Raw genomic sequence first — 13525 nt, 5'->3', positions numbered from 1 at the left:
CTTAATCAAATTAACAAAATTGGCAGTTAGCTTTGAGAATCCAGCCACTCTACAAACTTATCCAGAGCACGTCTGCGATGTGAAACTGTGTTCTTGAATTCATCACCAAGTTCGCCGAATGTTTTTCCATTGTAATCGAATATCGGATCATAGCCAAAACCACCTGTTCCAAGTTCCTCAAAAGCAATCTTACCTTCCACAGTTCCTGTAAATGTAAGTGGTTCAGCTCCCGGTTCACAGTAGCCTATCACCGACTTGAATACAGCAGACCTATCGGTTTCACCTTCCATGATTTTAAGAACCCTTGGGTTTCCAAGATTCTTTTCCACAAATGCAGAATAAGGTCCTGGAAAACCATTAAGCACATTGATGAAGAGTCCTGAGTCATCCACCATTACAGGAAGTCCGAGTTTATCAGATGCCCATCTGGCACCATAGGCTGCAATTGGTTCGAGGTCATCTTCCTGGAGTTCCGGGTAACCATCTGTATTCTGTATAACCTCAAAGCCCTTGGTGGCAAGTATATCCTTAACTTCCCTGAACTTACCCTTATTACCAGTAACAAAAACTATCTTACGCATATCTTCCCCTCTTCTCTATTTCTTTCACTCTTTCAAGCACTTCATCAGCCTGCCCGAATTCTTTCCTGTAGCCACGGCAGAATGCCTCTATAAGTTTTTCATGGCCTCTGTGCGTACTTTCAAACGTCCTGAAAAGGACATGCACATCAACACCACGTGCTTCGATACTGCCTTCAAAAAAGGATAAACCGAAATCAATCATGTAAATTTTATCGTTGAAAAGTATAAGATTGGACGTTGTCAAATCACCGTGTACAATTCCGGCTGAGTGCAATTCCGCAACAAGAATGCCTATCTGTTCGCTGAGCTTCTCATCGATAACATGTTTCAATGCAATTCCATCAATGTATTGCATCTTTATTGTAGAATTCTCAATATCATAAATGATAGGAGTTGGAACACCGGCCCTTCTTGCTTCAGATATCAGCCTTGCTTCGGCTTTTGTCCTCTCCTTCCTGATACGCTCATCAAGATCTTTCAGGCGATAGTTCTTCGGAACTCTTTCCTTGATAAGAACTCCTTCCTCAACCCTGACGACAGCCTCGGCACCATTGGTCAGATTCATGACTGCATCCCCTCCTCTAAATCTCTTGGAATCCATGTTACATCAACATCATCCGGTCTGAAGTTCGGATTTACATGTGAGTTTTCAACGTCAATCACATTGCCTGAATCATACATCAGGAGTCCGAGATAAGCTATCATGGCTCCGTTATCACCCATGAACCTCTTTTCAGGAACATAGAAATTGGCACCGCGTTCGTTACACATGATATCAAGCATTTCCCTGAGTCTCATGTTAGCACCGACACCGCCTGCAAGAAGCACTTCGTTCTTTCCTGTATGAGCAAGTGCACGTTCGGTAACCTCAACCACCATTGCAAAAGCGGTTTCCTGGAATGAATAACACACATCTTCCATGGAATTATCTTTGAGTGCTGCGGTTGCTGCGGTGGAGAGTCCTGAAAATGATAGGTCCATTCCCTTTACAACATAAGGAAGGGGAATGTAAGTTGAAGCATTTCTGGCAAATTGCTCTATCTGTGGCCCACCAGGATGTCCAAGACCTGCACTGCGTGCAAATTTATCAAAAGCATTTCCAAGTCCGATATCAAGTGTCTCGCCAAATACCCTGTATCGCCCCATCCTGTAAGCCAGTACCTGTGAATTAGCACCACTTACATAGAGTGTAACCGGATCAGTTGCCGGTGTTTTCCAGCGGCCAACTTCCACATGGGCAAGACAGTGATTTACGCCTACAAGAGGAACATCAAGACTTATTGCAAGCATCCTGGCAGCAGTTGCCACAGTACGCAGACAAGCCCCAAGTCCCGGGCCCTGAGAGAATGAGATCGCATCGATATCTGATGCATCTAGTCCTTTCTGTTTTGCTTCCTCAAGTACTCCTTTTACCACATAGGAAGCATACTTTGCGTGGTGCTGGGCAGCTTCTCTTGGGTGTATTCCACCAGTAGGAGGTTTATACATATCGGAAACCTCCGCAATAACATCTTTCTCATTTACGATGGCAGCACTGAGGTTCCACGCAGTGCCCTCAATGCCAAGCACTGTTCCTTTCAACTTGATATCTCCGGCGCTAAATGGGATGGAGTTGAATATTAATTTTGCTGTTTCCTGATGAATACGAATGCAAATGTAAGTATCAACAATGTCAGAGTAGTGGAAAACGCTGGTGTGTCTTTATCCTCAGTATTGTTTTCCTCATAAAATACCGGTTCACCCTCTTCATCGTCGTCCGGTGATGCAGCTTCGGTTTGATGGTTTATTGTCTCCTGTTCTTCAGCTGAAATAACAGGAATATCTGCAGTTACAGCAAAAGGCGAGAATCCGGGAGTACTTGCCTCAAAGTAATAATAATCTGCGTCTTCTCCTGTCTGCTCAGTCTCAAGTCTGCTCCAGACATCATCACTATAGCGATTAAGGGCAATAGTACCAATGTTAACATCATTATCATCAACCCAGTCTTTGCTGACCATGAAACCGATTACCGGATCCTTGATGTTGCTTTCTGTAGCATAGCCGGTCTTTCCAACCCAGATATTCATGTTCTTGTATACTAAACCTGAAGCAGCTGTGTTCACAAGTGCAGAGGTATTTTTCAAGATTTCGATTGTCACACTTATCTTACCTGCATTTTTTAGTGAGGTGTAGCGGACATAATCTATTTCATTCTGCTCTTTAGTAAAATCATAATCTACCAGGTCATCCTTTCCTGCATAGACTGAAAGTACATCCTTGAATTCAATGTTATCCACATCTTCACCAGTAGAACCACCTCCACCTCCACCGCCTCCTCCTCCTCCACCGGAAGAAGTGCTTGTGGAGCTAGTACTTGTTGCAGCACTTGTTCTTACTGAGGTGTTATACCATTCACCGGTATTTTCTACATAGTCAACTGCACGAAGACTATAATTATAGAGAGTGCTGGCACTAAGTCCCGTATCTGTCATTTCAGAACCGGAATAATTTCCAAGAAGTGAACCGCTTCTCCATACTTCCACATGATCAGTATCATCTGAAGAGTTCCAGTCAAGTGTGATACTTGATGAAGTACTGGAGTTTGAAACACTGCTTATTACAGGTGCTGTATTGTCCTCCAGTGGAGCATAAATGCTCAGATGAGTTATATTTGTAGTAACTGTATGCGCTGTAGTATTGGCAATACTCCTGTAAGGAATCCATATTCCCTCATCAGGATCATACCAGCCAACTGTGAGTTTAGCTGTGTTATTTACACGATATGGATCATATCCAAGTGTCAGGGAAACGTTTCTGCCAAACTGGTATGAATAATTCAGGTCGGACTCATTGTAGACCCTTATATCAAGCACTGTACCGGTAAGATATGAACCATTTCCGGGTTGGTTACCTCTAATTGCAGAAGCAGAAATATTTCCGGGATTTGCGGATGTACCGCTTATGTTGAAATTGAACACCGGATTGCTCACATTGGTGTCAATTCCCGGAACTGTCACAGTAATCTGATCACCTGAACTGGTGTCGGTGGTCTGCCCTAAACTGAGATATATTGTGGTATTTGATACAAAGTACTCATTCTGGGAATTATTGTAAATTGCACTTACATTTACTGTATTTGTCCCGTTTAAAAGAGGAACATTACTTACATTGAACATTCCGTTAGAAACAGGCTCTGAATTATTTGTCAGGGCACCGTTAACATAAACAGAAACATTACTTGCAACTCCAACTGTTCCGTTTAGGGTAAAACTGTCATCAGGCAGATAGTAAATCGAACCTGATGCAGGGGAATCAATCTCTGCTGATTCGGTAAACACAGTAAAGTTTACAGTTGTCAAGTTCACGAAACCTGTTATATCCTCAGCATACACCGTGATATTGTGGGTATTTTCTGAAAGTACTGTGCTTGCATTCAGTGAATATCCAGACTGGCTTGTGGAATTTGTTCCGTTATCAATCCTGTACCAGAAATCACACCACTTATTGTTGCTGGCATTTATCTGAACAGTATTATCCTGTATCACTGAATTTTCCAGCGGGCTCTGGACAGTGAGTATATTGTCCTCAATACTGACATAGAACCTCCATCCGTAATTCAGTTCTTCATTCTGATCAGTAAGCGCAGTAACGGACACATTGTGGAATCCTTCGGAATATGACTGGGACTGGTTCTGGACCTTGTATCCAGCAGAAATAGCCTCTAGTGAATATGATACAGATGAACCGTCAATCTGCATTTCTATGGAACTTGAGTTGATTCCGTCCACATGTGTCAGATTCATGTAAACATCAGTGCTTGCATTCGTTGTATAAGAATTGTGTTCAGGATACATGTAGATATTACTAAGCTCACCATAAGAAATTACAAGTGAGAAATTCTGCGGACCCTGTGGAACGTTTGTTCCGTTAACGATTATTGTATAAGTACCTGCAACCGGTTCAAGAAGTTCAATACCTTCTACATTATTCACAGTATCGGGAGCACCGTTTCCATAATATGTGCCATCCGGAGCTTCCACAATAAGATCAAGATTATTAACCAGTTGCATCTCAACAAGTGAATCACCCGGATAATCAGTCCATACAAGTGTTACCCTCACCGGTCTAGAAGTGTGAAGTATATCATAACTCACATTCCATGATTCACTGTAATTGAGAGGGATATAATCATAATATCTCATGACAACAGGAGACTGCGGATATATTGAGTTCTCAATGTCAACACGTCCCCATCCCTGGGAATAATCCGGTCTTCCACTGACCTCCTGATAATCCCCGGTCCCGTATTGTCCCGGTGTTATGTTGCATGCACCGTTTATTAGTGTAGCTTTCAGTAATGAAGCGCTAGGACTACTGAGGTTTTCAACTTCAGTGTAATATTCCCTGACAAGGGCTGCTGAACCTGCTGTAATTGGTGTTGACATACTGGTCCCACCCATATACAGATAATTGCTGTTAATAAGACCCCAACCGGTTCCTGTGGCAACACTTGATCTGGTGGACGCAATAAATGTACCCGGAGCAACTACATCCGGTTTTATCCTGCCATCGTCAGTTGGGCCACGACTGCTGAAAGCAGCAATTCCGTCACTGTCCGATGCCATGTAATCATCGGATATCGGGGATGCAGGATAAAAATTAGGCCATGCAAGCCCCCATTTTGTATAAGGGGGTACTGAGAATGTAGCTCCTCTTTCATTTTCAGATGCACCCACTGTAAGACAGTTCTTGGCAGTTGCCGGTGAACCAATTGAATCAGGATCTATTACTCCATCTGAATCAGAATCAATTCCTTCATTTCCGGCTGAGAAAAGTATCAGCATATCCTGATGATCCCACATGAACTGGTCTACGGCTTCTGAATACTCTGTGTATAATCCTTTTGTGTCAGAACCCCAGCTATTAGTGTGTATCCTTGCACTTTCATTATAGGCCATCTGGAACAATTCCTCCAGACCACCCGAAGGCAGGTACAATCCATCTGAAGTACTTCCCAAAGCCTGCATTACAAGTTTTGCTTCAGGCGCCATTCCTGCATACTGTCCTCCTGAAAGACTCCCGTTTCCAAGCACCGAACCTGAAACATGAGTCCCGTGCCCGGATGCAACATCAGCAGCTCCATCTTCTGCAATATCAAATATTGCAAGTATCCTTCCCCGCAGGTCTGCATGCATGGACTCATTATCGACTCCAACATCAATTCCTGTATCTGCAACCGCAACTACCTGTCCACTTCCATTAAGCCCGTATGTATCATGAACTACATCTGTAGTAATTATTCCTGTAGCAATGTTATTGTCAAAAGTAGGCTGGACATATTCTTCTATCCAGCTTATTCCTGAGATAACAACTATAGAATCAATCTGGGAATCTGATGCCTTAACCCTGATAGTTTTTCCGTAGCCACCAAGAACCTCAACTCCAAGAGATTCGAGCGATTCAAGGACATTTAAATATTCATCTGCGGAAAAAAGAGAAATATAATATGTCTTGTTTTCTTCAGTTTCAGCTGAATATAATCCTTGTTCTAAGCTACTATCTGATTCAATTTCCGGGTCGTATTTGTAGGTAGACTTGTATTCACCTATCCATTTTACAAAAGCCAGTTCATTAACCTGAGCCATTGAACTTGCATTCATCCTGACAACAAATGCATTATTCGGAACATATGTGTAAAGCTCTGCACCTGTTGAGATTATGTCCTGTTTCCATTGATCTCTTACAGGACCGGAAAACTGTACAATGTAATATGCATAGGTATTTTCAGAAGAAACGGAATTCAGTGAAAGAAAAGCATAATTGTCCTCATCCGTATATGTAGTGTTTACGTGCCCGGCTTTTAAAAAAAGCGTATCACTGTTTGTCAGATAAGAATTATTTGTTCCTGCAGATGCAGAAAATGATGTAATAAGAAGTATCAGGACTAAACTTGTCAGGATCGTGTTTTTACTGCGCATAAGCTATCCTCAGGTAATATTCAGAATAAAGAGATATAGCCATAAATATATTTATATGTACTGTACAATAAAATATATAGGCATATTTAGAAACAGGTCAGGTAAATAAAAAAATAAAATTACTGCTTCCTTCTGAGGAAGCAGACAAATACAAGAATCAAGCAGGACATGAAGCCTGAAAGTGCATTCAAACTGGTCTCCGGTTCGATTTCTGTTGAAATACCAGATTCAGGTTCGCTAACATCACTCACAGAAGATTGTGTTTCAATTTCATCCAGAGTACTCTCAAGCATCATAGTTTCGCCTGTAATCACAAATGAAGAGAATCCTGATGTGCTGGCCTCGAAGTACAGGTAGTTATCATCAGAGTCAGTCTGCCAGGTTGAGAGTTTGCTCCAGCCTCCATCATACCTGTTAAGGACTATAGAATCCGGATCAATATCATTTTCATCTATCCATTCTCTGTCAACCCTGAATCCAATAACAGGATTTGCAATATTATCTTCAGTTGCATACCCTACCTTTCCAACCCAGATGTTTATGTTCCTGTAAATTTCTCCTGAAGGAAGTGAGCTGACAAATGCCGACTTGTCTACCAGCACCTCTATGGTCGCGGAGATAGTTCCTGAATTTTTAAGTGACTCATAACTGACATACCGGATATCGTTACCATCCCTGTAGAATTCAAAAATAACATCACCTGTTCCTACAAACACAGAGCTGACATCCTTTACTGCGATGTTCTCGTACTCTTCACCGGAGGTGCCACCACCGCCTCCTCCTCCGCCACCGCCGCCGGCGGCAGAGCTTGTAGTAACCACACTGGTTGTAGCATTAGTTACTGTGATTGAAACATTGAGATAGTCGTAATAGTGACTGTCAGTAACTGTGAAATTAGCATAATAGTTTCCAGTCTGGTTTACTGATGGTGTCCAGTTAAACAAAAGACTTGTAGCATTAAACTCTGCTCCATCAGGCAAACTTTCGTTTGAATACACAAGAGTATCATTGTCAATATCAGTTGCATTCAGGGTAAACTGAAGAGCAGTGGATACCTGAACGGTCTGTGCTGCTGCTGACTGGAACTGCGGAGGAGCATTCACATCTAACACTTCAATGTTGATAGTTTCAGAATCTTTAAGACCATTTGAAACAGCAGTGAAATTAATGCTGTAATTTCCTGCATCTGTGTAACCTGTTGTCCATTCAAACATTCCTGTGACAGTATCAAATACCGCATCATCCGGCAAGCCGCTTGCAGAATAGACAATTGAGTCTCCGTCTGCATCTGTTGCTGATACAGTGAATGTTAGAGTTTCATTCTCATTTACGGTTTTGTTGCCAATAGTTGCAAGCTCAGGTGGCCTGTCAACATTATTCACAGTAATTATCATTGACTGTAAATCTGTTGAACCTGTGGTTGTTGCTGTAAATTCTATTTCGTATGTACCTGAATCATTATAACCTGTCATCCAATAGAATTCACCAGAATCTTCATCCAGAGACGAGTTAACCGGAAGAGTGGATGCAGAGTAGCTTACATCATCACCATCAGGATCATTTCCAGCAACTACGAACTCAACAACTTCACTTTCATTTACCGTGACATCCTCAATAGTATCAAGTTCCACAGACCTGTCAACATTGAGAACCGTTATTGTGATGGTTTCCGAATCATTGAGACTGTTTGACATAGCAATGAATGTCACATCATAGGAACCCGCTGCATCGTAATCCGGTGTCCAGGTAAACTGTCTGCTTGCAGCATTAAAGCTTGCATCGCCTGGTACATCCTCTGCCATATATGTAATAGAATTGCCGTCGGGGTCGCTTGCAGATATAGTAAAGCTTATAGGCTCATTTTCGTTGACTGATACGTCACCTATTGCACTTAATACAGGTGCCCTGTCGACATTATTTACTGTGATTGTAATGGTTTCAGTATCTTCAAGACCATTGGCAGATGCTGTGAATTCAACGGTGTATTCTTTCGAATCGTCATAAGAAGGAGTCCATATGAATTCACCACTTGATGTGTCAAAAGTTGAACCCTGTGGAAGAATGCTGGCTGAATAGATTACATCATCTTCATCAGGATCTATTGCAGATATTGTAAATGCAAGGGTTTCATTCTCATCAATTGTTTTACTGCCTATTGGATTAAGAACCGGTGGCCTGTCAACGTTACCAACATAGATGGTGATAGTTTCTGAATCTTCAAGACCGTTAGACGATGCTATGAACTCAACAGCATAGTTTCCTGATGTACCATAACCTGGTGTCCAGACAAACTGGCCGCTTGCCGTATTAAAAGTAGCTCCAGTGGGCAGGTCGTTGACAGAATATGTAACTGACTCACCGTCCGGATCTGCTGCGGATATTGTAAATGCAAGGGTTTCATTCTCATCAATTGTTTTACTGCCTATCGGGTTGAGAACCGGTGCTCTGTCTACATTATTTACTGTGATGGTCATCGTCTGCGAATCAGTAAGACCATTTGAAGTGGCAATAAACTCTACACTATAGGAACCTTCATCATCGTAATCAGGAGTCCAGGAAAACTCTCCGGATCCTGTATCAAGAGTAGAACCTGATGGTTTATCAGGAGATGAATAGCTTACTGAGCCACCATCCGGATCAGTAGCTGAAACCGTGAAAACCAGATCATTGTTTTCATCAACTGTCCTGTCGATGATAGAATCTAATACAGGAGGCCTGTCAACATTATTTACAGTAATTATCATTGTTTCCGAGTCTGTTGTCCCGTTTGCTGTGGCGGTAAACTCAATCTCATATGTACCGGAATCAGTATAACCTGTTATCCAGGAGAATTCACCGGATTCTACATCCAGTGAAGAGTTGACCGGAAGAACTGATGCTGAATAAGTTACCTTATCCCCATCGGGATCATTTCCTGAAATCTGGAAAGCAACAAGTTCTGTTTCATTTACCGTAACATCATCAACCGGATTCAGTTCCACTGGTCTGTCAACATTGAGAACTGTAATTGTAATTATTTTAGAATCAGTAAGACCATTTGAGCTGGCAATGAACTCTAAATTATAGGAACCTTCATCATTGTAATCAGGAGTCCAGATAAACTCTCCGGAATCGGAATCAAGAATTGAACCTGATGGTTTATCAGGAGATGAATAAGTCACATCATCACCGTCCGGGTCTGTTGCTGATATCGTGAAAGTCAGAGTATTGTTCTCATTAACTGTTTTATCGATAATAGTATCAAATACCGGCGCCCTGTCAACATTATTTACTGTGATGGTTATAGTCTCTGAATCTGTAAGGCCATTTGATGTGGCTATAAATTCCACATCATAAGCACCGGACTGGCTGTATAAAGGGGTCCATGCAAATTCACCGGAATCTGAATCAAGTGTGGCTCCTGCAGGCATATCATTTGCGGAATATGTTATTGTGGATGGTCCGTCAGGATCCGTTGCAGAAATTGTGAATGTAAGTAGTTCGTTTTCATCGATTTCTTGATCGCCTGTTTCTGCAAGAACAGGATTCTGGTCAACATCATAAACAGTTATGGTAATCGTTTCCGAATCATTAATTCCATTTGAACTTGCAATGAATTCTATGCTGTAACTTCCAGATTCATCATATTGTGGAGTCCAGCTGAAATCCCCGCTACCTGTATCAAAAACAGCACCTTCTGGCAATCCGTTTGCATAATATGTTACAGTATCATTGTCATCATCAATTGCATGGATACTGAAAACAAGTGGACTGTTTTCATTAACCGTTTTGTCACCTATAGATGTCAGCACGGGTGCTCTATCAAGGTTGATTACATTTATTGTGACAATTTCCGAATCAACTTCAATGTTGTCTGTTACATTGAATTCAACCACGTATGAACCGGCATCATCAAAGCCGGGAGTCCAGGTAAAAGTATTACCATTAAGAACACCGAAACTTGCGTTAGTACCGAAAGTAAGTGTGTCATTGTCAGCATCTGTTGCTGAAAGCTCAAGCGTCAGAGGATATGTTTCGCTGACAGTTGTGCTTCCGGTGATAGACGAGAGAACTGGTGCATTGTTTGAGCTTTCAGCATCAACTGAGAAATTCCATGAATATGAGAAATCCTGTCCTGTTTCTGTTGTGGCTGATACGGATACATTGTATTCACCGGTTGCATATGATGAAACAGTTTGATATTCTATATTATATCCATCAGTTACCGGGGTGGAAGCAAATGTCACTGGAATATCATTTATTTTCATAACAATTGAATCAGGATCAACTCCCTGCGGATGCACAACATCTGTGGAAACCGCAGTGTTCTTGCTGTCAGCCAGTATGCCCGGAGCCGGGAATTCATTGTTATCACAGGTGAAAGAAGCTACCAGTGCAAAGGGCTGCGGACCATATAGCACATAATAGGCATCGACAGCAAATGTGTACTCTCCCTCTGATGTACTATCCAGTTGGATGTCTTCAACATTATTGACATGATCAGGACCGTCGTTGCCATAATATGAATTTGAAGAGTCTGTGATTGTCAAATCAAGATCGTTTACAAGTGATTTACCCGCACTTGCAGAAGCAGGGTAATCTGTCCATACAAGAGTTGCTCTTAATGGTTCTCCACTTTCAATGTAATCATAGGTATGAGTCCATAGCCCACCCATGCTAAGTGATTCACCATCGGAATATGCAATTACTTCCGGATAATCATTTATTACGGAATTTGCGACGTCAACACGTCCCCATCCCTGGGAATTATCAGGTCTTCCGTATATTTCCTGGGTACTACCTTCACCATATTGACCCGGAGTCATGTCAATTGCACCGTTAATAAGAGTAGCTTTGAGCAGTGCAGCACTTGGACTGGATATATGTTCCATTTCAGTGTAGTACTCTCTGACAAGAGCAGCGGAACCTGCAACAAGTGGTGTTGCCATACTCGTTCCACCCATGTATGCATAATTATCATCAATAAGTCCCCAGTCATACCAGCTTATGTAACTGGATCTCGTGGATGCTATGTATGTACCGGGAGCTACAACATCAGGTTTTATTCTTCCATCGTCTGTAGGACCCCTGCTACTAAAAGCTGCAATACCTTCTATGTTGTCTGCTTTTGTATCCTCATATATAGGAAGTGCAAAAGAACTACCATAAGCAGAGATCATCTCAGGCCTGTAATTCTCTGATGCACCTACTGCGATACAATTCTTAGAAGTTGCCGGAGGCGAGGTGGAGTTAATATCTATCACACCATTTTTGTCAGAATCCGTTCCTGAATTGCCTACTGAGAATAATATTAGCATGTCAGGATGTTCCCACATGAATTCATCAACTATCCTGGAAGGAGTAATATAATCCCCAAGACTTGTCTCATAACCCCAGCTGTTTGTATGTATCCTTGCCCCCAGATCGTATGCATCCTGGAAAATATCGTCGAGATTTGAATAAGTAATATTCATACCTCCACTGGTACCATTCTGGACAGCTTCAAAAACTAATTCTGCATCAGGTGCCATTCCTTTATACTGGCCACCTGACATTGATCCGTTACCAAGTACAGAACCTGCAACATGAGTTCCGTGTCCTCCATTATACCAGGCTGATGCATTATCAGCTGCACCGTCGCCGAAATAGTCAATTATACTTATTATCCTTCCTGCAAAATCAGGATGCATTGTACTGTCGTCCACACCTGTATCCAATCCGGTATCGCAAACAGCAACAATTTGTCCGCTTCCATTAAGCCCGATGTCGTTGTGTACTGTGTCTACATTCATTATTCCTGCTGCCACATCGTTGAAGAGAACAACTTCAGAGTATTCCTCTATCCAGCTTATTCCGTTTATTGATGCAAGTGAATCTAAATGGTTTTCAGGTACGACAATAATCAATATCCTGCCAGAACTGCTGATAATATCCCCATTAATATCATTGATTTCCCGGGCGATTTCATCAGAGTCTGCCGATTCAAAAAGAAATACGTTTAATTTTATCGTTTCAATCTGGTTTTCATTTATCGATAATTGGTTCTCGTTTGTTTCCAGACTAAAATCATACTTATACTCTGGTAAATATTCCCCGACCCAGCGCACAAATTCCAGAGATTCAACCTCAACCAGAATAGTATCATTCATTTTCAGCACAAATGTATTGTCAGGAATGTAATCCTGAATTACAGCACCTGTGGCTTCTGCCGCATCTTTCCACTCTGGCTGCACAATACCATCAAATTGAACCAGATAATATTTGTAAGAACTACCAGAAAGTTCGCTAGCAGAATTAACACTCATTGTATTCGGTTCAGTGTAATTGGCATCTGTTTCCAGATCAGTATCAATATGACCTGTTTTGAGAAAGATTATGTTGTCGTCATTGTTTGCCGAAGCAAGAGATGTAAAAAACAATAAAATTATGAAGATGAATGCAATTTTTTTCCTATCCGTCATGTATTCATTTCCTGTTTTTGTGCTGGGTATAAAGAACACTCGTAGAAATATTTACGAAAATATGTATTTGGTAAATATATTCAAACCAACTTCTATATAAAATAGGAGTAGTATTTGAATAATAATATAATTAGAAAACTTGTGTAAAATAGTAGTGACATCAAGCATCATTTTCTAATTGAAAGAATATTGCTTATTTTTTTATTAGCTCTGTAGAAATCCTGTTAATTGAATGTCCCATGTAATCCTGACATTACTTTCATGATTGAAAACTATCAATTTTATTGGAAATATCACAGTTATTAATTGTAGCATGCAGAAAATAGGTGAAGATCACATATTTTTATTCATCTCTTCAGATATGCCAAATTCGCCGGGAGCTTTCAAGATGGTTTAAGTACCTATGACTTTCGAACAGTCAAACTTGTTGTCCCCTAAAACCCTTTTTTCTTATAGTTTCACAATAAATCATTGACAAACAAAGAATAACATGACCAAAAGCCGCAGCCAGCACGTTTCTTCATCACATTCCACAATATATAGAAAT

The 13525-nt window shown here is 41.3% G+C and carries 5 protein-coding genes; all 5 read right to left on the bottom strand.

The features are described 5' to 3' along the window. Positions 1 to 26: 26 nt before the first annotated feature. Positions 27 to 581: an XTP/dITP diphosphatase gene (locus METTI_RS12330; protein ID WP_023846155.1), complete on the bottom strand. Its 555-nt coding sequence runs from the start codon at positions 579 to 581 to the stop codon at positions 27 to 29. Continuing rightward, the gene (locus METTI_RS12325) at positions 574 to 1146 is read right to left on the bottom strand and encodes a Kae1-associated kinase Bud32 (protein WP_023846154.1); all 573 of its coding nucleotides are present in this window, start codon (positions 1144 to 1146) and stop codon (positions 574 to 576) included. The genes METTI_RS12330 and METTI_RS12325 overlap by 8 nt, the downstream gene beginning before the upstream one ends. Beyond that, the gene (locus tag METTI_RS12320; RefSeq protein ID WP_023846153.1) at positions 1143 to 2162 is read right to left on the bottom strand and encodes a bifunctional N(6)-L-threonylcarbamoyladenine synthase/serine/threonine protein kinase; all 1020 of its coding nucleotides are present in this window, start codon (positions 2160 to 2162) and stop codon (positions 1143 to 1145) included. Before METTI_RS12320 ends, METTI_RS12325 begins: the two co-directional genes overlap by 4 nt. 38 nt (positions 2163 to 2200) lie before the next feature. Continuing rightward, the gene (locus METTI_RS15315) at positions 2201 to 6538 is read right to left on the bottom strand and encodes a PGF-pre-PGF domain-containing protein (RefSeq protein ID WP_023846152.1); all 4338 of its coding nucleotides are present in this window, start codon (positions 6536 to 6538) and stop codon (positions 2201 to 2203) included. Between the two features lie 119 nt (positions 6539 to 6657). Beyond that, positions 6658 to 12978, bottom strand: coding sequence for a putative Ig domain-containing protein (locus METTI_RS15310; RefSeq protein WP_023846151.1), 6321 nt, complete (start codon positions 12976 to 12978; stop codon positions 6658 to 6660). Positions 12979 to 13525: the final 547 nt, after the last annotated feature.

The organism is Methanolobus tindarius DSM 2278 (assembly GCF_000504205.1).
Lineage (GTDB): Archaea > Halobacteriota > Methanosarcinia > Methanosarcinales > Methanosarcinaceae > Methanolobus > Methanolobus tindarius.
Note: the sequence above shows the minus strand (reverse complement) of the source record. Positions and strands in the feature narration are given on the sequence as shown.